We start from the raw sequence: 22,284 nt of genomic DNA on the forward strand, positions 1-22,284 counted from the left end.
ATCCTCAGTTCTCCTCTTTGCTGGTGGCGATGGCGCGGGGCTCACGGAAGACGACCCACTTGAGCATGACGAAATTGATCATGGTCGCGGTTGCCTGCGAAACGACCCAACCGAAAGTGGCCTTCCAGGCCGACTCCGGCAGGACGTGCAGCATCGTGCGGTTGACGCCGACGGCGACGAGGAACGTCACCGCGTACAGGAGCACGAAGCTACCGATCTGACGCGCGCCCTCCTGGCGTCCACCGGCGAAGGTGAACTTGCGGTTCAGGAAGAAGGCGGTCGTGGTGCCCACGATGAAGCTGAGCGCGCGGGCGATGTCCACCCACGGCGTCGCGTCCATTCCGAGGGCGCGAAGCCCCTGGTAGACACCGAAATCGACCAGGGCGCAGAAGCCGCCGATGAGGCCGAAGCGGATGAGCTGCCCGAGCAGCCCAGGAGAGGACGGCGCTGCTGCCGTCACGCCGGCTTTCGGGTCGGTCGCCACCACTGCTCTACCTCATAAACTGCTGGGGCTGGTGCGCAAAGTGTAGAAGCGAGCACTTCAGGGTCACGTTCCGGGCATTGTTCGGCGTGGTTACCCTGGTCCGCGTGACCCAAGCACCCAAGACACAGCGGCAGTCGCTCATGGGCTGGGCAAGGACGTCGCCGAGTATCGCGGACGTCCTGAGCACCCCCGACGTGGAAGCCATCGCCCGCGCGGTGACGCGGGCCGGGGAACGCGGGGTCATCGCGCGTGGTCTCGGCCGCTCCTACGGCGACCCGGCGCAGAACGCGGGCGGCCTGGTCGTCGACATGACCGCGCTCGACCGCATCCACTCGATCGACCCGGATTCCGGCATCGTCGACCTCGACGCCGGCGTCAGCCTCGACAAGCTGATGCGCGAGGGCCTCCCGTACGGCCTGTGGGTGCCGGTGCTGCCGGGTACGCGCCAGGTCACCATCGGCGGCGCGATCGCCAACGACATCCACGGCAAGAACCACCACTCGGCGGGCAGCTTCGGCAACCACGTGGTGTCGATGGACCTGATCACCGCCGACGGCCAGGTGCGCACGCTCACGCCGGAGGGCCCCGACGCGGAGCTGTTCTGGGCGACCGTGGCCGGCATCGGCCTGACGGGCATCATCGTCCGCGCCAAGATCCGGATGACGAAGACCGAGACGGCCTACTTCAAGGCCGACATCCAGCGCACGGCGAACCTCGACGAGACCCTGGCGCTGGTCACCGACGGCTCCGAGGCCAACTACACGTACTCGTCCGGCTGGTTCGACTCGATCTCCAGGGGCGCCAAGCTGGGCCGCGCCGCCTTCCAGCGCGGCTCGCTCGCGAAGCTGGACGAACTGCCGCCCAAGCTGCGGGCCGACCCGCTCAAGTTCAACCCGGGCACGCTGGCCACCCTGCCGGACGTGTTCCCGAACGGGCTGGCGAACAAGCTGTCGTTCACCGCGATCGGTGAGCTGTACTACCGCAAGACCGCGAAGAACGCGCGCGACCAGATCCAGAGCCTGACCGCCTTCTACCACCCGCTCGACCTGTTCGGCGAGTGGAACCGCGCGTACGGCTCCAAGGGTTTCCTGCAGTACCAGTTCAGCACGCCGCTGAACGCGCACGAGCCGCTGCGCCGGATCATCCAGAAGGTCGCCGACTCCGGGCACGTGTCGTTCCTCAACGTGTTCAAGCAGATGGGCGAGGGCAACGCGGCGCCGCTGTCGTTCCCGCACCCCGGCTGGATGGTCTGCCTCGACTTCCCGATCAAAAACGGGCTGAGCCGGTTCTGCCAGGAACTCGACGAGGACGTCCTCGCGCTCGGCGGCCGTCTGTACACGGCGAAAGACTCGCGCACCTCCGCGGAGAACTTCGCGAAGATGTACCCGCGGCTCGAAGAATGGCGCAAGGTCCGCGCCTCCGTTGACCCCGAAGGCGTATTCGCCTCTGACATGTCCCGAAGGTTGGAACTGTGATCGACGCTGTGGGCAACCCCCAGTCCCTGCTGCTGCTCGGCGGCACCTCCGACATCGCGCTCGCGATCGCGGAGAAGTACCTGGCCGAGAAGCCCCTCCGGGTCGTGCTGGCGGGACGTCAGTCGCCCCGGCTCGACGCCGCCGCGCAGCGCCTGAAGGACAAGGGCGCTGAAGTGTCCACTGTGGACTTCGACGCGAAGGACATGGAGTCGCACCCCGCCGTGCTGGACAAGGCGTTCGAGGGTGGTGACATCGACGTCACCGTCGTGGCGTTCGGCCTGCTCGGCGACCAGGAAGAGCTGTGGCAGGACCACGCGAAGGCCGTCGAGGCGGCGACCGTGAACTACTCGGCCGCCGTATCGGTCGGTGTCGCGCTGTCGAACAAGCTCAAGAAGCAGGGCCACGGCAAGGTCATCGCGCTGTCGTCGGTCGCCGGTGAGCGGGTCCGCCGGTCGAACTTCGTCTACGGCTCCTCCAAGGCCGGTTTCGACGGCTTCTACCTCGGCCTCGGCGAGGCGCTGGCCGAGTTCGGCGTGCAGATCACCGTCGTCCGCTCCGGCCAGGTCCGGACCAAGATGACCGAAGGCCTCAAGGACGCCCCGCTGACCGTGGACGCCGAGCAGGTCGCCGAGACCGCGGTCGCCGCCTCGCGCGCCGGCAAGGAACTGGTGTGGTCGCCCGCGCCGTTCCGCCTGGTCATGTCGGCCCTGCGGCACATCCCCCGGCCGATCTTCCGGAAACTGCCGATCTAGGGAACGAGCGCGTTACGCCATTCGTCTCACCCGGGCACGGACGCCCTCCGTCCCCGGGTTGAGAGGAATCGATGGCTGACCAGGAAGCCAGGCTCGACGCGGCCATCCGGTCGTTTCAGGAGCAGGCCGCCAAAGCAGCGGAACTGAAGGACAAGATCGCCGGGCTGCGCGGATCCGCGCGCAACGCCGACGGCTCGGTGACGGTGACCGTCGCACCGTCCGGCGCCCTGCTGGGACTCCAGCTGTCCCCCAAGGCGATGAACCGCACGCACACCGCGCTGCAGCAGGAGATCCTCACCGCGGTCAGGGAAGCGACCCAGCAGGCCGCGGCCGCGATGCAGCAGACCGTCCAGCCGATCCTCGGCGACCGCGCGGACCAGTTCAAAGAGGCGTTCAACGCCCACGTCGAACCGCTCGGGCCGAGCGCTCCCCCGCCCGCGGAATCCCTCGCCGGGCCGGCCGCGCAGCAGCCCGTCCGCACCCAGCGCCCGGCGCGCCCCGCTCCCGCGGACGATGACGACTTCGGCGGCCCGATCCTGCGGAGGGACTCGTTTTGACCGGCTTCGGCGTACAGACGGAAGCGCTCACCGCGCACGCGACGGGGTCCAAAGAGGCCTCGGGGAACTTCGGCAGCCTCGCGAGCCTGCTGGAGCAGGCCAGGGTCTCGGACGACTGCTTCGGCCCGCTCGGCGAACTGATGGCCTTCAAGTACTTCGAGGGGCTGCAGGAATGCCAGGGCCTCGCCGAGCAGGCGAAGTCCTTCATGGACCAGATCGCCGACAAGACCACCACCGCGGCGAAGACCTACCTCGACCACAACCAGGGCACCGCCGAGGTCATCACCGGCCTCGGCGCGGGGCTGGACGACGGCGGCAGCGGCCCCGGCAGCCTCAGCGACCTCAACAGCGCCGGTGACTCCGGCCGCAAAGGGTTCTGGGAGCAGAACGGCGGCTACGGCAGCTCGTGGATCAGCACCTCCTCGGAGGTCGCCAGGGCGAGCAGCCCGCCGGACGTCGCGATCGCGGCGGTGCACGCGCGGATGGAACAGCTCCAGCTCGTGACCAGCCCCGGGCAGTCCTTTGTGGACAACGGGCTGGGGTTCCTGATCGGGATCGTGATCAGCCCGCTGGTCGAGCTGGTATTGGAGCCCGCGATCGGTGACCCCGAGCAGATGCGCAGCACCGCCAAGGGCTGGGAGCAGACGGCGAAGTGGCTCGACGGCGTCGCCGAACACGAGCAGAAGCGCGCCGAAGGCACCAAGGAGGCGTGGAAAGGCCAGGCGGGCGACGCGTTCCGCGGCCAGATGACCGAGTTCTCGGGTGGTGCCAAGGCGTTCGCGAACGACGTCCGCGGGCTGCAGCAGATCCTGGAGATCGCGGCCGACCTGTTCGACGCCTTCGTCGAGATCGTCATCGACATCATCCAGGAACTGGTGATGGGCCTGATCATCGAGTGGCTGGCCGCGCTGGCCGCCTCGTGGATCACGGCGGGCGCCTCGGTCGGCGCGGCGGGCGCGGCCACCGCGGGCCAGGTCGCGGTGACCGGCGGGCGGCTCGGGATGAAGGTCAAGCAGCTGCTCGGCAAGCTCAAGCCGTTGATCGACAAGCTCGAAGACATCCTGAAGGCGCTCCGCAACGGGCCGCTGAAGAAGGTCGTCGAGCGCACCGAAGGGCTGCGCGACGGCAACTGGGTGCAGAAGCGGATCGCCGACCAGATCGACAAGAACCCCATCGCCAAGATCGTCACGAAGGCCAACCCGGCGACCGAGGCCTCCAAGACGGCCAACAGGTTCGCGGACCGGTACGGCGTCGGCGGCGAGGGCTCGGACGCGCTCACCACGAACCTCACCGAGGCCGGGCTGCGCGCGATGGGCATGACCGGCACGACCAGCGTCGGCAAGGCCGCCTTCCGCGGCAGTGCCGGTAATCTGGCCGAACTGGGCGTCGAGCAGGGCGTCAAGGCGGGCTACCACGAGTCGCGGGACTCGTCGTCCGAGGAAGAGCGCCGCGCGGCGACCGACAGAGGGTTCACGATCGAAGAATGAATCTCGGCTACCCGCTCGGGGCCGCGTCGCAGGCCCTGCCTTCGCTGCACCCGGGCGAACGGTTGCTGTGGGCCGCGTACGGCCGGACGCTGAACTACGACGTGCGCGGCCTCGACCCGTGGGGCGTGCCGAAGAAGAGCGTGCTGGGCAAGATCGGCTCCGGCGCGGCGAACTTCGCGGGCGACGTGGTCGGCGCGGCGCTGGGCGGGGGCGACGACAGCGGCCGGTCGAATCCGCCGTCGCCGCAGGTGGTCGTGCTCGGCGAACAGGGCGGCCTCGCGCACGCGGCGGTACGGGAACTGCCCACCAGCGGCTCGCTTTCTCGGCTTTGGGCGCTGACCGGCGCGCGGCTGGTGGTGCTGGAGAAATTCGTCGCTCCGGAAGAGCCATCGAAGAAGTCGTTCATGTCGAAGGCGATCGGGTTCGGCAAGGACATCGCCTCGATCATGACCACGAAGACCTACGGCGAGAACGCCGAGGGCGTCCCGATCGCGCGGCACGAGATGGTGCCGTGCGCGGAGATCCCGCGCGAGGCGATCGCCGGTTTCGCGGTCGCCGACCACGGCAAAAACCGGCGCCCGTGTCTTCGGGCGTCCTTTGTGGACGGTTCGGGAATGGATTTCCTTTTCGACTGCGACGATCCCCGGCAGTTCGCCTGGCTGCACTCGGTGACGGTGAGCTGATGGAGAACACGCTTCCGATGGCGAAGTCCGTCGACGAGATCGTCGAACGGGAGCTGCACCAGTTCTGGCTCGCGCCCGGTGAACGGCTGGTCATCGGCTGCCCGCCCGCGCACGGGTACACCGGTCTGCTGCTGGACGGCAAGCTCACGCTGCCGTACGAGCCGTCGCGGGAAACCCCTGCGGTGACGGGGAAAACGCGTTGGCCGCTGCCCGCTTCCGACGTGCTCGAAGGCGACTGGACCGACGACCCGACGATCGCCTACTGGGCCGTCGCGCGGACCGCCGATGAGATCGCCGCGCGGCTCGCGGACCATCTCGCCGGCGGCAAGGGCGAGGCGCGGCTGACGCTGTCCGATCGGCGGCTGGCCGTCGTGTACCCGGCGCGGATGCTGGAGGGCGAGGATCCCGCCCAGCCGTTCCGGACCTTCGAGGAGATGCCCTCGGGAGTGGTGCGTTCGGTGTCCGCGCTCTACCTGGGGCGGAGTTTCCCGCCGCGGCCGGTGCTTCAGTTCGTCTTCGCCGACGGGTCCGTGGTCTGCCAGCGGGACATGCTGGCCGTCACGATGGCCGACCGCGCCCGTTCCCGCCGCTGACTTCCCGCATTTCGTCCTCTGGATGCGGTGGTTGGCATCGCGAACTACCGCATCCAGAGGACGAAATGCGGGAGGGTCAGCGCGCCGGGAGGAGGTACAGGCTTTGGGTGCCCATCCAGGGTGAGCTGATCGTCCAGGTCGCCAGCGCGTTCGGCGGCGGCGCCTTCCGGGTGGTGGCCAGCACGAGATCCGGGGTCGCGGGCGGGACGCTGTGGTCGAAGAACCGGAAATTCGCCGCCAGCAACGCCTTGCCCAGATCGCTGCTGCGGTTCTTCGTCTCGACGATCGCCGGGTCGACGGAGCCGCGGTCGGAGAACTGGTCGACGATGTCGCAATCGCAGGAATAGGCGAGCGCGCCGACCTCGCCCGCGCTCTCCACCTTGCGCCCCTTGGTCAGTTCGCCCAGTTGCGCGCCGATCGCGCGGTATTCGTCGGACGCGGCGTGGTTGCTGGTGATGGGCGCGAACCGGCGCGGCAGTTCGGGAGCCGCGTAGGCGACGGCGCCCACGAGGAGGAAGGCGCCCGCGAGGATCCCCGCGCCGAGCCGGGCCCGGCCGGGCACCGCGCAGGCTCCGGCGGCGAGGAAGATCGTCGCGCCGACGATGCTCGGCGCGTAATACCAGTGGTACGGCGGGACGTTCAGCCAGCAGTAGGCCAGATAGTGCGCCGCGCCGGCGATGGCGAGCGTGGCGAACGGCAGCAACCGCTTCGCCCGCTCCGAACCGCGCCGGAAGTGGAATGTCCACAGTAGACCGGCGACGCCGCCGATCACGAGCGGCAGGAAGGAAAGCGTCGCCGCCACCGGGAAGTTGTGCAGGTACAGCAGCGGGCCGTTGGTGAAACTGAACGGCCCCCACGAGCGCTGCATGATCTTGATGACCAGGGTGTCCGGCACCGCCGAACCCAGCACCAGCCAGCTGAACAGGTACCACGGCAGCGTCACCGCGAGCGCGGCGAACGCCATCCGCCAGATACCCGCCCAGAATTCGCGGCGCCCGAGGAACAGGACGAACGCGATCAGCAGCAGATCGATCCGGATCAGCGCGATCAGGCCGATCACCGCGCCCGCGGCGGCGGGACGGCGTTCGTGCAGCAGCACCATCGACCAGACGACGGCGGTCGCGCCGAGGGCGACCTCGAGCCCGACCGACGACAGCAGCAGCGGATTCACCAGCAGCATGCCCAGCGCCAGCGGGGCGAACCAGCCGGGGAGCCTGGTCGCGGCGCCGATGCGGCGCAGGCCGAGGACGAGCGCCACCTGGCTCGCGACGAAGACGATCCCCGCGGCGAAGACGGCGTCCCGCACGATGAAGGTGACGAGCGCCAGCACGAGGACGTTCAGCGGCGACGTCGCGGTGTTGGCGGTGCCCTCTTCGATCAGGCCCCAATGGCCGTGGAAGGCGAGGTTCTTCGCGTACGAGAGCGTGATGTACGTGTCGTCGATCAAATGCCCGCTGACCAGCACGAACACCAGGGCCGAGGCGACCGCCGCCCCGGCCGGGAGCACCCAGGGGCGGGTAAGGACGGCGGCTCCCGGCAGCGCACCGGGAGCCTGGGGCAGATCGGCGGAGGCGCTTCGCATCACGAACACCGTACACGGCGGCGTGATGATTCCGTTATCTACCTGCCGTGGGACTCGTCACGCCAGCCGCGGTCGCCCGGGCCGTCACGGAAGTCACGGTGCATGCCGGGACCGCCGTGACCACGGTGTTCGCGGGAGAAACCGGGCCGGTCGCCGTCGCGGGAGGCCAGGCCGACGGCGGTGCCGATGATGCCGCCGCCGAGGACGAAACCGAGGGCGCCGACCGCGACCAGCTGCGTCGCGCGGTGCCCGGCGAACCGGCGGAATCCGCCCTTCTTCGGCGGGACCTGCTGCACCGGCGGGGGCGCGGCGGGCTTCTTCGGGGTCTCGTCCGCCACGGCGGGCTGCTCGACCGTCTTGGCCTCGTCTTCGGACGGCCGCTGCGGGTCGGTCATCTTTCGCTCCTCAAAGTAGATGGGGGCGGGCTGCGTGCCCGCCCCCATCACCGAGGATGCGTGCGCATCCTGTGGATGCGCTGTGTCCGAGCTGTCGATCAGAGATAGAACGACAGGAACAGCGTGATGACCCAGCTCGCGCCGAGCACCTGGAGCACGCGGTCCTTGAGCGCGATCTCCTCCGGCTCGCCCGCGTTGCCGCCGTCGACGTCGACGGCGTAGCGCAGGACGGCCACCACGAACGGGACCATCGAGACGACCGCCCAGACCGAATCGTGCTCGACCTGGCGGATCTCGAACGCCCACAGGCAGTACGACATGATCAGGATCGCCGCGGACGTCGCCCAGACGAACCGCAGGTAGCTCGCCGAGTACTTCTTGAGCGAAGACCGGATCTTCGCCCCCGTGCGCTCGAAGAGCATGATCTCGGCGTAGCGCTTGCCCGCCACCATGAACAGCGAGCCGAACGCGGTGACCAGCAGGAACCACTGCGAAAGCGCGATACCCGCGGCGACACCACCGGCGATCGACCGCATCAGGAAGCCCGAGCCGACGATGGCCAGATCGACCACCGGCTGGTGCTTGAGCCCGAAGCAGTAGCCGAGCTGGACGGCCTCGTAGACCGCCAGCACGACCGCGAGCTGCCAGCTGGCGAAGAACGAGATGCCGAGGCCGGCCGCGAAGAACACGGCGGCCGCGACGAACGCCACCGGCACCGGCACGATCCCGGCCGCGATGGGCCGGTTCCGCTTGGTCGGATGCGCCCGGTCGGCCTCGACGTCGATCGCGTCGTTGATGAGATAGACCGAGGAGGCCACCAGCGAGAACGCCGCGAAGGCGATCAGCGCGGCGATCAGCAGGCCGGTCCGGTCCGTCGACTTCGAAAAGGCGAAGAACGGTGCGGCGAACACCAGCACGTTCTTCACCCATTGGCGCGGGCGTGCCGTCTTGATGATGCCGCCGACGAGACCGCCGGCGACCTTCTTCGGTTCGGCGGCCTCGGCCACGGGTTCTACGTCGTCAGGCTTGGAATCGGCCTTCTCGGTCGTTTCACTCATCGTCGCTTCAGCTTCCTACGTATCAGGCCGCCGACTACGCCCCCTAGGGCCGCTCCGGCCAGAACGTCGGTCGGGTAGTGGACGCCGAGCACGAGCCGGGAGGCCAGCATCGGCGGTACCAGGGCCGGGACCAGGTTACGCCCGGTCAATCCGGAGTAGAGCACCGCCGCCGCCGTAGTCGATGTCGCGTGCGAGGACGGGAAGCTCAGCTTGCTCGGCGTGGAGACCAGGACCTCGACGCTCGGGTGGTCCGGTCGCGGCCGCCTGACCACGCGTTTCACCGCGATCGACGCCGCGTGCGCGCCGACGACCCCGGCCGCCGCGACCAGCCAGTCCTTGCGGCGCTTCTTGTCGACCGCCGCCCCGACGAGACCCAGCGCGAACCATCCCGCGCTGTGCTCGCCGAAGTGCGAAAGACCCCGGGCCGCCTTCACCGTGACGTCGCTCTTCAGGACGCCCTGTGCCTTCGCGAGAACAGCCACCTCACCGGTGGGAGCGCCCTTCTCAAGCATCGAGGGACCCGTCGAGAGGCGCGCCATCGGTCAGGTGCGGCGCGATCTTGTTGTCGAACACGGACAGCGCCGAGCCGATGGCCATGTGCATGTCGAGGTACTTGTAGGTACCGAGACGGCCGCCGAACAGCACGTTCTTGTTCTTGGCCTCGGCCTTCGCCAGCTCGCGGTAGGCCTCGAGCTTCTCGCGGTTCTCCGGGGTGTTGATCGGGTAGTACGGCTCGTCGGCCTCGCCGGCGAACCGGGAGTACTCGCGGAACACGACCGTCTTGTCGTTCGGGTAGTGCTTGCGCTCCGGGTGGAAGTGCCGGAACTCGATGATCCGGGTGTAGGGCACTTCTTCGTCGTTGTAGTTGACGACCGAGGCTCCCTGGAAGTCGCCGGTCTCGACGACCTCGGACTCGAAGTCCACCGTGCGCCAGGTGAACCGGCCCGCGGAGTAGTCGAAGTAGCGGTCCAGCGGCCCGGTGTAGACGGTCGGGGTGCCGGCGGGGATGTGCTCGCGGACGTCGAAGTAGTCGACGTTCAGCCGCACCTCGATGTTCTCGTGCTCGGCCATCTTCTCGAGCCACGCGGTGTAGCCGTCGACCGGCAGACCCTCGTAGGTGTCGTTGAAGTACCGGTTGTCGAAGGTGTAGCGGACCGGGAGCCGGGTGATGATGTCGGCGCCGAGGTTCTTCGGGTCGTTCTCCCACTGCTTGGCCGTGTAGCCGCGGATGAACGCCTCGTAGAGCGGGCGGCCGATCAGCGAGATCGCCTTCTCTTCGAGGTTCTGCGCGTTCGCGGTCTCGAACTCCGACGCCTGCTTGGCGATCAGCTCACGGGCCTCGTCCGGCGTGTGGGACTTGCCGAAGAACTGGTTGATCAGCGCCAGGTTCATCGGCAGCGGGTACACCTGACCCTGGTACTTGCCGAACACGCGGTGCTGGTAGTTCGTGAACTCGGTGAAGCGGTTGACGTACTCCCACACACGCTTGTTGGAGGTGTGGAACAGGTGCGCACCGTAACGGTGCACCTCGATCCCGGTCTCCGGCTCGGCCTCGGAGTAGGCATTACCACCGATGTGGTGCCGCCGCTCCAGCACGAGGACCTTCTTGCCGAGCTCGGCCGCGGCCCGTTCGGCGACGGTCAGCCCGAAGAATCCGGAGCCGACCACGATGAGGTCGTAGCCGGTGTAATCGGCTTCAGTAATCTTGTCGGGGTTCGTGTGCGCGCTCACGGGCGTCGAGGGTACGCACGTCGACTCCGAGCCCTGCAGCGAGCATCGGTTTTCACCTTCGACAGACACATTTAGGAAGCAGTGCCTACTCCGGACACCTTCTGGTCGTACTTCGGTGCGACCCTCACCTATCTGGCCGTCCTGGCGGTCCCCGGCGGGCTCGTCGGCCGGGCCGCGGGCCTGCGCGGCTGGGCCCTGGCCGGCCTGGCCCCACTGCTGTCCTACACGGTAACCGGACTGGCCGGTCCGTGGCTGGCACTCGCGGGTGTGTCGTACAACCCGCTGACCGTGGCGGCCGTCACGGCCGTGCTCGCCGGACTGGGCTTCGGCCTCCGCAAGCTGGGCCGGAACCGGGGCTGGATCAAGCCGGGCGCCGAGGAGCCGCCGGCGAAGTGGCACCCGAGGGCGCACTACGCCGTCGCGGCCTGCGTCGCGCTGGCCGTGGGGATCTCGATCCTCGTGGTGCTCTCGGCCCGCGGCGGGACGACGGCGGTGTTCCAGCGCTGGGACACGGTCTTCCACGCGAACGGCATCCGCTACATCGCCGAGACCGGCGACGGTTCGCTGACCGGTATGGGCACCATCAACTGGTACCCGGACGGCTCGTTCTACCCGAACGCGTATCACCTGGTCGGCTCGCTCGTGTACTCGATCTCGGGCACGACGATCCCGGTCACGCTGAACGCCATCACCATGCCGGTCGCCGGCGTCTTCGCGCTGTCGATGGTCGCCCTGATCCGCCAGCTCGGCGGGCGGGCGGTGTTCGCGGGCTGCACGGCCCTGGTGGCCGCCGCGGCCACCACCGGCGCGTACGAGTCGGTGTCCAGCGGGCTCCTGCCGTTCGCGCTGGGGATCGTGCTGACGCCGCTGGCCGTCGTCGCGCTGGCCCGCTTCCTCGCGCGGCCCGGCCTCGACACCGGCTATGTGCTCGCGCTGACCGCGGTCGGCCTGCTGGCCGCGCACTCGTCGGCACTGTTCGGCGCGCTGCTGTTCGCGTTCCCGCTGGTGGTGCAGCGCTGGTACCGCGCGCTGCGGCACAAGCCGCTCGACGGGGTGCCCGAAGGCCGTGGCGGCTGGCGGGTGATCGGCGGCGACGTCGTCAAGATGGTGCCGGTGATGGTGGGCAGCGGGCTGCTCGCGGCGCCGCATATCCTCGGCGCCCTGAAATTCACTTCGGGTTCATACCCTTATTACGCGTGGGGCTCGGACCTGCCGGTGGTGAAGTCGCTGGGCCTGCTCGTGACGTTCCGGCAGGTGCTGAGCGCCCCGCAGGTGTGGCTGACGGTGCTGCTGGTGATCGGCGTGCTGAGCCTGTTCCGGCTCGGCCGGATGCGCTGGCTGGGGCTCTCGGCGATCGGCTTCTCGGCGCTGTTCGTGCTGGTCGCCTCGTTCGGTGCCGAACCGTGGGTGATCTCGCTGTCGCGGCCGTGGTGGAACGACCGGTACCGCCTGATGGCGCTCGCCGCGATCCCGCTGTGCCTGCTGGCCGGGCACGGGATGGCGGAGCTGCAGCGCTGGTTCGCGAAGTGGGCGAGCGGACGCTCCTGGGTGAAGAGCCGCCCCGCGCTGCCCGCCCGGCTGGGGCTGGCGACCGCCGTGTTCGTCGTGGCCGCGTCGGCCGTGCTGACCAAGGGTTTCTACACGGAGTCGAACGCGCACGCGGTGTCGTTCCTGTACTACAACGGGCCCGAGGGCGAGGTCACGCCGCCGGTCAGCGCCGACGAACTGGCCGCGATGAACGAGCTGACCAAGATGAACATCGGGCCGGACGAGAAGGTGCTCAACGAGCGCTTCGACGGGACGGCCTGGCTGTACGCGATCACCGGCATCCACCCGGTCGCCGGGCACTACGACCCTGGCGTGCCGCCGCCGGACGCCAAGTACCTGGCCCTGCATTTCCGGGAGTACGACACCGACCCCGAGGTGCGGGCCGCGGTGCGGCGGCTGAACGTCAAGCACGTGCTGATCGGGAGCACGCCGATCAAGATCGGCGAACCGCCGGCGCCGGGCCTGCGGGACCTGGACGGGCTGGACTTCCTGCGGAAGGACTTCTCCAACGCGGGCGCCTCGATCTACACGCTGACGCGCTGACCACCCGCCGAGGCGTAAGACGCGTGATTGAAGGCGTAACATGCGTGTCTCCCGCCGGAACTCGCGAGTTACGCCTTCAAGCACGCGAGTTACGCCTTCAAGCACGCGAGTTACGCCTTCAAGCACGCGAGTTACGCGCCTGGACACGCGAGTTACGGCCGAAGAGCAAGGCTCGCGTGGCCGCGGACTGCCCCTGCCGCGACCACGCGAGCCTCAGTCCCCCATTCACCCCCGGGGTGACCCATGAGGGGCAGCCGTCACCGGCCGCACCCACTCGCTGTACTCGTCTGTCAGACGACCATTGGGCGGAACCGGTTTACCGGACGCGCCGATTTCACCCGATCGGCCTAAGAACTTCTTCCCTGGAGTACCGGGAGTACGTCGCTCGCGACCTCTTCGAGGGTCGACTCCCGGCCGGCGTAGTAGTCCCCGGACCGCGGCCAGTGGGTGACGATGTCGGTGAAGCCGAGCTCCCCGGCCCGCCCGGCGGCGTCGGCGAACGCGCCCGCGCTGGAGAGCGAGAAGACCGGCGCCGAGTCGAGGCTCAGGAACCGCTGCACGCTCGCCTTGTCCCTGCCCACGACGTCGAGCCGCTCGTCGAAGGTCTTCACGAGTTCCGCGACGCCCTTCCACCACTCGTCCTGGGTGTCCGCTTTGACGCCCGTGGTGGCCCATCCCGCGCCGAACCGCGCGGCGAGCGTCATCGTGCGCGGGCCGTTCGCGGCCACGAGGAACGGCAAGCGCGGCCGCTGCACGCAGCCCGGCTGGTTCCGCGCGCCCTTGGCCCGGTAGTACTCGCCCTCGAAGTCGAAACCGTCGGTCATCAGCAGCCCGTCGAGCGCTTCGACGAACTCGGCGAAACGGTCCGTGCGCTGTTTGACCGACAGCTCGGGGCCGTCGAGGACGACGGCGTCGTAGCTGGTGTTCGTGACGCCGGCGCCCACGCCGAGGATGAAGCGGCCGTCGGAGATGTCGTCGAGGGTGGTCAGCTCGCGGGTGAACGGCACGGGATGCCGCGCGACGGGCGAGGCGACGAAGGTGCCGAGTCTGATCCGCGACGTCACCATCGCGGCCGCCGTCAACGTCGGCATCGCACTGAACCACGGGCCGTCGACGAGGGTCCGCCAGCCGAGGTGGTCGTACGTCCAAGCGTGGTCGAAGCCGTATTCCTCGGCGGCCCGCCATTTCGGCTCGGCCGCCCACCAACGATCTTCCGGAAGGATCACGATGCCTACGCGCACACCCGGGAAGGTACTGGTCCAGACCGACACTTCGCCCGATGGGCGGATCTTCGGGGATGATGTGCGGGTGGAAAAACCCCTCTTGATCGCCTCCGACGTCGACGGAACGCTGCTCGGCCCGCTGGAGGTCCTGTCCGAACGCACGATCGACGTCGTCCGGCGCGTCGCCGACGCCGGAGTGCCGTTCGTGCTGGCCAGCGGCCGTCCGCCGCGCTGGATCGCGCCGATCGCGAACCCGCTCGGCCTGACCGGGTACGCGGTGTGCGCGAACGGCGCGGTGCTGTACGAGATCGGGACGGACCGGATCGTGGCGGTCCACGGGCTGCTCGAACCCCAGCTGCTGCACAACACGGTGAGTGCTCTTGATCACGCTCTGCCCGGCTGCCGGTTCGCCGCGGAGCGGGTCGGCGGCTCCGCGCTCGACCCGGGGATGCGCAACTTCGTGATCGAGCCGGACTATCACAACCCCTGGGGCAACCACGAGGGCACGGAGGCGCCGCGGGCCGAAGTGCTCGGGCATCCGGCGATCAAACTGCTGATCAGCAGGCGCGGGATGAGCTCCGACGAGATGGCGCGGGCGGCGCGTGAGGTACTCGACGGCTCGGTGGACATCACGTACTCGACCAACACCGGCCTGATCGAGATCGCCGCGCACGGCATCACGAAGGCGACCGGGCTGGCCGAGGTCGCCGAGCGGCTGGGGGTGCCCGCCGAGCGGGTGATCGCGTTCGGGGACATGCCGAACGACGTCGAGATGCTCGGCTGGGCGGGGCACGGCGTCGCGATGGCCAACGGGCACCGCTATGCCCTCGACGTCGCCGACGAGGTGACCGCGCCGAACTCCGAGGACGGGGTCGCGCAGGTGCTGGAGCGCTGGTTCTAGCGGGGCGCGGTACGGGTGGCCGTCGGACTGTCGCGTGTCGCGAAAGCCACTTTCGAGACACCTAGCGTCGCGAAAGTGGCTTTCGCGACACGGCAGCGGGCGTCGGCGGGCTAGCGGCCTTCGCGGTCGAGCTTCGCGGCTTCTTCCGGCGTCGGCGCGGTGCCGCCGAGGTGCGCGGGCAGCCNGCGAAAGCCACTTTCGAGACACCTAGCGTCGCGAAAGTGGCTTTCGCGACACGGCAGCGGGCGTCGGCGGGCTAGCGGCCTTCGCGGTCGAGCTTCGCGGCTTCTTCCGGCGTCGGCGCGGTGCCGCCGAGGTGCGCGGGCAGCCACCAGCGCTCGTCGTCGGACGACGGCTTCTCCGGGTAGCCGGCCTGGACGCGGTCCACGAGCGCGGACATCCGCACGCGAAGGTCCTTCGAGAGGATTTCGGCGTCTTCGTCGGCCTTCGGATGCATCGGCTCGCCGACGAGGATCGAGATCGGGACGTGCCGTTTGGTGAGGTCCTTCGGACGGCCCTTGGTCCACAGCCGCTGCGTGCCCCACAGCGCCATCGGCACGACCGGGACACCCGCCTCGGCGGCCATCCGGACCGCGCCGGACTTGATGTCCTTCACGGTGAACGACCGGCTGATCGTCGCCTCGGGGAACACGCCGACGACCTCTCCGGCCTTCAGCCGCTCGACGGCTTCGCGGTACGACGCGAGACCGGCGCCGCGATCGACGGAGATGTGGTGCATGCCGCGCATGAGTGGTCCGGCGATGCGGTTCGAGAAGATCTCCTTCTTCGCCATGAACCTGACCAGGCGCTTCGCCGGCTGCGCGCCGAGGCCGCAGAAGATGAAGTCGAGGTAGCTCACGTGGTTGCAGGCGATGACCGCCCCGCCCGTCGACGGGATGTGCTCGGTCCCCTCCACCCGGATGCGGTTGTCCAGCACCCGGAACATCAACTTCGCCGCCATGATGACGGGCGGGTAAACGAGCTCAGCCATTCGTTCAGGTTACGCTACCGTAGGGTAACCAACCTACGGTCGCGTAGGTCACATCACTCCGAGCGTGCGAAGGTCACCAGCGCGAGCGCGACGCCGAGCACCGTGCAGTACAGCGCGATCACCTGGTGCTTGACGTTCTCCAGGCCGTCACCCAGCGCGGCCAGCACGAACTGCCCGGCGGCGACGGCGAGCAGGAAGCCCAGTGCGACACCCAGCGCGGCGCGCCGCGTCTTCCAGCCTCGCCAGGCGATCAGGGCCCATATCGGCAGCAACGCGAAGAAACCCAGCGGTGCCAGCAGTTTCGTCACGGTCGAAACGATCGGGACGCGGTATTCCTGGGTTTCCGGGGCGAAACCCGCCGACCGGTCGAAGCTGCCGAGGTAGGGCGGCCGCGCGGTGAGCAGATCACCCGCCGCGCGGTCCAGGATCTCGACGGTGCGCCACGGGTGCGTCGCGAAGTACTCGACGACGTTGCGCCTGCTGATCTGTTCGCGGTACTTCGGGTACTCGGGGTCCTGCGTCGCGGGCTTCGGATGCCACCAGCCGTTGCCCGCGTACTGGCCGAACGAGGCGGGCAGCCCCAGTGCGGCGAGGTCGGCCGCGGTGTCGTGCCGACCGTCCACAATGGTCAGGAAGATCGTGTTGAACATGTTGATCTCACGCGAATCGTCGCCCGGCCGCGCGGCGAGCGAGCCATCGGGCAGCTTCGCCGGCTCGACGGTCTGCTGCGCGTAGGCCGTGCCACCGGCGAGGGCGCCGATGACGAACACCACGGGCAGCCAGCGCTTCAGGCCGCAGACGCCGTCCGGACGGACGAGCAGCGCGGCGAGCGCGAGCAACGGCAGGATCATCAGCGTCTGAACCTTGGCGTTGACCGCGATCAGACCGCCGAAGAGCAGCACGGCAAGGCCCGCGTAGCGCCACCAGCCGGACCGCGCGGCGAGCAGCAAGCCGCCGACGGCGAGCAGAAGACCTAGGAAGGCGGCACCTTCGCCGAGCACCGAGGCGAAGTAGCCGAAGAACGCGGAGTCCGCGACGACCAGCAGCAACCCCACGGCCGCGAAACCGCGGACGCGGCGCGAGTACGGCAGCCCGACGACGATCAGCGCGACCGCCGCGGCGGCGAGAACGCTCGTGAGCACGCCGAGGACGACCAGGCTGAGCGTCGATTCGAGGCCGAGCACCCCGCCGATCGACCGCGCGATCCGCGCGAACCAGCTTTGGGTCAGGAGATAGGTGGCGTCGCATTCGCCCGCCGGGACGGTGTAGGCGAGGTGGACGAATCCCTCCGGCTTGCCCTTCCACGGGATGCCCGCACCGCACAGCACGCGGAAACCGTCACCGTTGTCGGACATCGCGATCGGCCGCGGCACGAGGAAACGAACCAGGAGCACGGTGAGCGCGGCGGCGAACACACCGAGGCCGAACAGGCGCGAGGTCGCCTCACGCGCTGCCGGTCTGCTGGGGGAAACGACACTCACGAAGGGCACGGTACGTGGCGGAAATCCGGCGAGCGGTCGAGGGCCGAGGTGACCGCTCGCTCGACGTCCGCCCGCGGGAACACGGTGATCCACGACGAGGTTCCTTCACGCGCGAAGGTCGCGACGCGGTACCTGGCCGCGTACGCCGGGTCGATCACGCAGGTCTGCTCCGCCGAGTAGCCGCTATCAGTGACGACGGCGATCGTCGGATGCCGCCTGGAGACGACGGCCTCGCCCGTTTCCTCGGCCTGGCCCCGGACGCCGACGATCTGCAGTCGTGTCCCGGCGTGATACGACAGCACGCCGGGCGCGGAGGTGCTCACGACCGAACCGGGCGGGAGGTAGGCGTCGAGCCAGCGGCCGATCTCCTCCATCTGAACGCCGTGGTCGTGCCAGGCGCGCACGCGGGCCAGCATCTCCGGGCTGAACACCGACACCAGCACCGCGAGCCCGGACAACGCCACCGCGGCGGCGGGCATCAGCCGCTGGACCGGCGGACGCGGCCGGGGGCTGGGCTTCGCGGCCGCGACGAGCACGCCGTAAACGGACACGGCCGCCACCGACAACAGCGGCGGGATCGGCGCCAGCAGCCGCCAGGCGGGCCCGGCGTCGCCGCCGAAGAAGACCACGAAACCGGTGAGCGCGACGGCGGTGGCCAGCATCAGCCAGGTCAGCGACCTGGCTTCGGCCTCGTGCGGCGTCCGGCCGGTCCGGCGCAGCAGAAGGGCCACCACGGAGATCAGGCCGAGCAGGAGGAATCCCTGGTGGACCAGCGAGAAACCCGACAGATACCGCCATCCGGCGTCGATCCGGGCGGGCAGCTCGAGGTCGAAGGGGATGACGACCGACGTCGGCAGGACATGGTCGTAGTAGGTCACCCGCCAGGCCGTCCACGGCGCCGCGAAGACGAGCCCTCCGAGCAGCCAGCCCACCGGTGACCACCACGTGTAGCGGCCGCGCAGGGCCGCGACGACCAGCCAGATCCCGACCAGTACCGCGAGCAGGAACCCCGCCGGCCGCGTCATCGTCGCGAAGGCGACGAGCACCCCGGCGACCACCGGCCGCCGGGCCGCGAGCGAGGCGAAGACACCGAACACGAGCAGCACGAACAACGGCGTCTCGGTGCCGGATCCGCCGTACGCGGCAAGCCCGCCCGCACCCGCGACCAGCACCGCGGCGGCCACGCCATAGGCCGGGCGCGCCTCACCGGCGGCCCGCGCGACCACGCGGTTCACCGTCACGTGGGCGAGCAGGACCACGCCGAGCGTGGCGAGGACGCCGAGCACGATCGCGGACGTCTCGATGTCGGCCCCGAAAGCGGCCTTCGGCAAAGCGATCACGATCATCCAGAGGAAATTCGCGTAACCCTCGACCCGCTCGCCGGGGTTGAAGACCGGGCCGTTGCCGTCGGCGATGTTCTGGGCGTAACGGAAAGTGATGTACGCGTCCTCCGCGATGGTCGAAAACATCAGCTGGTGCACCAGCGAGAAAACGAGGGTCAGCAGCAGCGCGCAGACGCGCCAGGCCTTGTCGGCGCCGATCCTCGGCCAGGCCACCAGTACGAAGATCGCGACCAGGAACCAGGCGACGACGAGCGCGATCACCACCTGATCCCCACCCTCCCGGGCCGAGTCACCCCGTGTGCGAAAAGACTACGGTCAAGTATCGATCACCGCGCCGGTGCGTTTCTTTCGGCGCAGTCAATTGACACGAATGGGCCAGCAAGTGTGCACAAAGTAGGCAATGTCCCGCCCTTGTGCCGGACCGGATGTGACTCCTTCGGGTAACGGTGCCCCGCGGTTAATCTGGTTTTCCATTCCGTTCCGCACCTCGGGGGTTCCGTGCGGATTCCCCACCCCGAGGTAGCCCGTGCCCACCCAGACCTCCCTGTCGGCCGACGTCGTCACGCTGTGCGTCGCGCTGTTCGTCATCGGTCTCCCCGGTCTGCTCACCGGGCTCGCCGCCGGCCTGCGTGGCTGGGTGCTCGCGGGGATGACGCCGTTGCTGAGTTACGCGATCGGCGGTCTCGCCGGGCCGTGGGCGGCCGCTCTCGGGCTCCCGTTCAACCCGGTGACGTACGCGGTGGCGACGGCCTTGTTCGCCGGAGTCGCGTTCGGTCTGCGAAGGCTCACGCTGCGCCGATGGCCGCCCGCGCCCGACGAGCCGCTGTGGGGACGTTCCGGGCATCTCGCGGTCGGGGCGTGCCTGCTGCTCGCGGCCGGCGTCGGGATGTACGCGGTGGTGCGCGGGATGGGCAGGCTGGACGCCATCCCGCAGGGGTTCGACGCCGTCTACCACGCCAACGGTGTCCGGCAGATCGCCGAGACCGGGGACGGCGGCCTGTTCGGCACCGGCGAGGTCAACTGGTACGGCGGCGCGGCGCCGGTGTTCTATCCCAACGCGTACCACCTGCTCGCGTCCGTGGTGTACCTGCTCAGCCCGGCGACCATCCCGCTGACGCTGAACGTGAACACCGCGCTGCTACCCGCACTGCTCGCGTTGTCGCTGGTCACGATGGTGCGCGTGTTCCGGGGGCGCGCGGTGTTCGCGGGCGCGGTCGCCCTCGTCTCCATCGCGCCGGTGATGGGCCTGTACGAATCGATGAGCAGGGGACCTTTGCTCCCGTTCCTGCTCGGCCTCGCGCTGACCCCGCTGGCCGCCGTCGCGGTGAAGCGCTACCTCGACCGGCCCGCGCCCGACACCGGTTTCGTGCTGCTGGCCGCCGCTCTCGGGCTGCTGTGCGTGCACTCGTCCGCGTTGTTCGGCTCGATCCTGTTCGCCGGCCCGCTACTGCTGCAACGCTGGGTCGCGCCGGGCGAACGGTGGCGGCGGATCGGCCAGGACCTGCGCGCGCTGGCGATCGTCGCGGTCATCGCGATCGTCGTGGCGTGGTTGCAGCTGTTCGGCGCGATCGGGCTCGCGAACGGCGAGGTGCCCTACCGCAGCTGGCCGGTCGAATGGCGGGCGACGACGGCGCTCGGCGCGCTGCTGGGCTTCCAGCACCACCAGCCGTACCCGCAGGTCTGGCTTTCGGCCGCGCTGCTGCTGGGCTTCATCTTCTTTTCGCGGCTGGGCGGGCTGCGCTGGATCGGCGTGACGGCGTTGATCACCGGGTTCGCCTACATCGCGGTGACGTCGTCCGAGCAGCCGCTCGTGCTGACGCTGTCCCGGCCGTGGTGGAACGACCCGTACCGGTTCATGTCGATGGCGGCGATCCCGCTGGCGATCATCGCCGCCCACGGCCTCGCCGAGACGCAGGCGTGGCTCCGGGACAGCGTGACGCACCGGAAGGTGCCCGCGTTCGCCGTCGCGGTGGTGGTGTTCGGCGCGTTCGCCTTCCTGAGTGACGGTTTCTACGCACGGTCCAACGCGGAGAAGATCGCGCCCGGCTACGCGAACACGCCAGGCGTGAATCCGCACAAGCTGCCGGTGAGCCCGGACGAGGTCGTCGCGATGGAGAAGCTCGCCGAGTTCGTGAAACCCGGCGAGCGCGTGCTGAACGACCGGCTGGACGGGACGGTGTGGACCTACGCGCTCTCCGGCGTCCGCACGACTTCCGGGCATTTCGACGAGACGCTGCCGCCGCCGGACGTGGGGCTGCTGGAGTGGCATTTCCGCGAGTACCCGTCGAACCCCCAGGTGCGGGCGGCGGTGGCGCGGCTGAACGTGCGGTGGGTGATCCTCGGGCAGTACGGCTACCCGACGGGTGCCCAGCGCCAGCCCGGGCTGCGCGATCTGGAGGGGCTGAACTTCGTGACCGAGGTGTACCGCAACGCCGACGCCGTCATCTACCGGCTGACCCCTCGCGATTAGCCGGCTAATCGCGGGCTACGAGGCGGGCCGAGAGGGCGGCGCCACCGGCGGTGATCAGGTCGGCGACGGTGAACATCACCCGCGAGGCGATGGCGAACGCCGTCGCCTGGACGACGGTGAGCCCCGAGGCGGTCAGCACGGCGACCTGCGCGACCTCGCGAACTCCGACGCCGCTGGGCAGGATGAACGCGAACGTCCCGACGGTCATCGCGACGGCCATCGCGCCGACGCACAGCACGAACCCGCTGAACCCTGGCGTGCCGACGGAGTTCGCCAGCAGCCACAGGTGCACGCCCTGGAGCGCCCACGCGGCGGTCGACGAGCCGAAGACCTTCCCGACGACCGACCAGCTCAGCCGGTGGTCCAGCGGCGGGCGGCGCAGGATCCGCAGCACCAGCGACGTGCCCCAGGTGAGCACGCGCGGGTGCAGCATCGCCAGGCCGACCGGGATCAGCACGAACAGCCACAGCGCCCGCGGGCTGTTGCTGAACACCGCGGGGGCCGCGAGCAGCGAGACGACCAGCGCGGACACCACGCCGACACCGAGCTGGATCAGCGAGCCGGTGAAGATCCGGGCCCTGGCGAGCCCGGCCTTGCGGCCCAGCTCCATCTGCAGCAGATACGCCCACACGGAACCCGGCACGTACTTGCCGAGCGAGCCGACGAGGCAGATCTGCGCGCCACGGGCGTAGCCGATCGGCTTGCCGAGGTCGTCGACCATGACCTGCCAGCCATAGGTCGACACCATGATCGCGGCGATGAGCGCGAGCAGGCTCAACGTGGAGGATTCCCACGCGACCTCGGACAAGGTGCGCCAGAATTCACCCCAATTGGCGACCAGGGTCTTCGCCGCGAAACCGACGACCAGCAGGATGGCGGCCCAGCGGACGACGTCGAGGATCTTCGCCTTCGTGGATTTCGGTTGCTTTACGGAAACCGAAGTGTCCTCTTCGGGCGTTTCGACGGTCGTCACTGAACCTCCTCTGC

General features: G+C 69.2%; 20 protein-coding genes. 9 read left to right on the top strand and 11 right to left on the bottom strand.

Annotated features, from left to right (window positions below):
* Positions 1–4 precede the first annotated feature (4 nt).
* Positions 5–487: a GtrA family protein gene (locus tag ACXIZN_RS32330; protein WP_192747497.1), complete on the bottom strand. Its 483-nt coding sequence runs from the start codon at positions 485–487 to the stop codon at positions 5–7.
* Positions 488–588: 101 nt separating this feature from the next.
* Between ACXIZN_RS32330 and ACXIZN_RS32335 the strand changes: the two genes are divergently transcribed.
* The 6 genes from ACXIZN_RS32335 (at position 589) to ACXIZN_RS32360 (ending at position 6,031) form a co-directional block, all read left to right on the top strand.
* Positions 589–1,959 carry an FAD-binding protein gene (locus ACXIZN_RS32335; protein WP_457958825.1) on the top strand — a complete coding sequence of 457 codons (1,371 nt, stop codon included), beginning with the start codon at positions 589–591 and terminating at the stop codon, positions 1,957–1,959.
* On the top strand, positions 1,956–2,711 hold the full coding sequence (locus ACXIZN_RS32340; RefSeq protein WP_457958826.1) for a decaprenylphospho-beta-D-erythro-pentofuranosid-2-ulose 2-reductase: 756 nt from the start codon (positions 1,956–1,958) through the stop codon (positions 2,709–2,711). The genes ACXIZN_RS32335 and ACXIZN_RS32340 overlap by 4 nt, the downstream gene beginning before the upstream one ends.
* 71 nt (positions 2,712–2,782) lie before the next feature.
* Complete coding sequence (locus ACXIZN_RS32345) at positions 2,783–3,268, top strand: YbaB/EbfC family nucleoid-associated protein (protein ID WP_257483709.1); 486 nt, start codon at positions 2,783–2,785, stop codon at positions 3,266–3,268.
* Complete coding sequence (locus ACXIZN_RS32350; RefSeq protein WP_457958827.1) at positions 3,265–4,755, top strand: WXG100 family type VII secretion target; 1,491 nt, start codon at positions 3,265–3,267, stop codon at positions 4,753–4,755. Before ACXIZN_RS32345 ends, ACXIZN_RS32350 begins: the two co-directional genes overlap by 4 nt.
* Entirely contained in the window at positions 4,752–5,438 is a 687-nt protein-coding gene (locus tag ACXIZN_RS32355) for a hypothetical protein (RefSeq protein WP_457958828.1), read from the top strand. Before ACXIZN_RS32350 ends, ACXIZN_RS32355 begins: the two co-directional genes overlap by 4 nt.
* Positions 5,438–6,031, top strand: a complete 594-nt coding sequence (locus ACXIZN_RS32360) for a hypothetical protein (RefSeq protein ID WP_457958829.1) — start codon at positions 5,438–5,440, stop codon at positions 6,029–6,031. The genes ACXIZN_RS32355 and ACXIZN_RS32360 overlap by 1 nt, the downstream gene beginning before the upstream one ends.
* 76 nt (positions 6,032–6,107) lie before the next feature.
* Here the strand turns inward: ACXIZN_RS32360 and ACXIZN_RS32365 are convergent, their stop codons facing one another.
* The 5 genes from ACXIZN_RS32365 to glf form a co-directional block, all read right to left on the bottom strand.
* Positions 6,108–7,613 carry a hypothetical protein gene (locus tag ACXIZN_RS32365; RefSeq protein WP_457958830.1) on the bottom strand — a complete coding sequence of 502 codons (1,506 nt, stop codon included), beginning with the start codon at positions 7,611–7,613 and terminating at the stop codon, positions 6,108–6,110.
* A gap of 38 nt (positions 7,614–7,651) precedes the next feature.
* The gene (locus tag ACXIZN_RS32370) at positions 7,652–8,008 is read right to left on the bottom strand and encodes a hypothetical protein (protein WP_457958831.1); all 357 of its coding nucleotides are present in this window, start codon (positions 8,006–8,008) and stop codon (positions 7,652–7,654) included.
* A gap of 98 nt (positions 8,009–8,106) precedes the next feature.
* Complete coding sequence (locus ACXIZN_RS32375; protein ID WP_063277319.1) at positions 8,107–9,066, bottom strand: decaprenyl-phosphate phosphoribosyltransferase; 960 nt, start codon at positions 9,064–9,066, stop codon at positions 8,107–8,109.
* A complete protein-coding gene (locus tag ACXIZN_RS32380) occupies positions 9,063–9,578 on the bottom strand; it encodes a phosphatase PAP2 family protein (RefSeq protein ID WP_037333445.1) in 516 nt (171 codons plus the stop codon). The genes ACXIZN_RS32375 and ACXIZN_RS32380 overlap by 4 nt, the downstream gene beginning before the upstream one ends.
* Positions 9,571–10,797, bottom strand: a complete 1,227-nt coding sequence (gene glf, locus ACXIZN_RS32385; RefSeq protein ID WP_192747488.1) for a UDP-galactopyranose mutase — start codon at positions 10,795–10,797, stop codon at positions 9,571–9,573. The genes ACXIZN_RS32380 and glf overlap by 8 nt, the downstream gene beginning before the upstream one ends.
* Before the next feature lie 81 nt (positions 10,798–10,878).
* On the opposite strand from glf, the gene ACXIZN_RS32390 reads away from it, so the two are divergent.
* Positions 10,879–12,888, top strand: coding sequence for a DUF6541 family protein (locus ACXIZN_RS32390; RefSeq protein WP_457958832.1), 2,010 nt, complete (start codon positions 10,879–10,881; stop codon positions 12,886–12,888).
* Positions 12,889–13,235: 347 nt separating this feature from the next.
* On the opposite strand, the gene ACXIZN_RS32395 is transcribed toward ACXIZN_RS32390, so the two are convergent.
* Entirely contained in the window at positions 13,236–14,129 is an 894-nt protein-coding gene (locus tag ACXIZN_RS32395) for an LLM class flavin-dependent oxidoreductase (RefSeq protein ID WP_457958833.1), read from the bottom strand.
* An 82-nt stretch (positions 14,130–14,211) separates the two neighbouring features.
* Between ACXIZN_RS32395 and ACXIZN_RS32400 the strand changes: the two genes are divergently transcribed.
* Positions 14,212–15,012 (top strand): HAD family hydrolase, encoded by an 801-nt coding sequence (locus tag ACXIZN_RS32400; RefSeq protein WP_457960655.1) that lies wholly within the window; start codon positions 14,212–14,214, stop codon positions 15,010–15,012.
* A 256-nt stretch (positions 15,013–15,268) separates the two neighbouring features.
* Here the strand turns inward: ACXIZN_RS32400 and ACXIZN_RS32405 are convergent, their stop codons facing one another.
* From ACXIZN_RS32405 to ACXIZN_RS32415, 3 genes are read right to left on the bottom strand one after another with little or no spacing between them, the layout of a single operon-like run.
* On the bottom strand, positions 15,269–16,003 hold the full coding sequence (locus ACXIZN_RS32405) for a lysophospholipid acyltransferase family protein (protein WP_192747485.1): 735 nt from the start codon (positions 16,001–16,003) through the stop codon (positions 15,269–15,271).
* 53 nt (positions 16,004–16,056) lie between these two features.
* On the bottom strand, positions 16,057–17,484 hold the full coding sequence (wsfD, locus tag ACXIZN_RS32410) for a glycan biosynthesis hexose transferase WsfD (RefSeq protein ID WP_457958834.1): 1,428 nt from the start codon (positions 17,482–17,484) through the stop codon (positions 16,057–16,059).
* Positions 17,481–19,091 (bottom strand): hypothetical protein, encoded by a 1,611-nt coding sequence (locus ACXIZN_RS32415; RefSeq protein ID WP_457958835.1) that lies wholly within the window; start codon positions 19,089–19,091, stop codon positions 17,481–17,483. Before ACXIZN_RS32415 ends, wsfD begins: the two co-directional genes overlap by 4 nt.
* A 262-nt stretch (positions 19,092–19,353) precedes the next feature.
* Here ACXIZN_RS32415 and ACXIZN_RS32420 point away from each other — a divergent pair, with 262 nt between their 5' ends.
* A complete protein-coding gene (locus ACXIZN_RS32420; protein WP_457958836.1) occupies positions 19,354–21,297 on the top strand; it encodes a DUF6541 family protein in 1,944 nt (647 codons plus the stop codon).
* 4 nt (positions 21,298–21,301) lie between these two features.
* On the opposite strand, the gene ACXIZN_RS32425 is transcribed toward ACXIZN_RS32420, so the two are convergent.
* Complete coding sequence (locus ACXIZN_RS32425) at positions 21,302–22,270, bottom strand: lysylphosphatidylglycerol synthase transmembrane domain-containing protein (protein WP_457958837.1); 969 nt, start codon at positions 22,268–22,270, stop codon at positions 21,302–21,304.
* Positions 22,271–22,284: the final 14 nt, after the last annotated feature.

It is taken from the genome of Amycolatopsis sp. TRM77291, assembly GCF_054166285.1.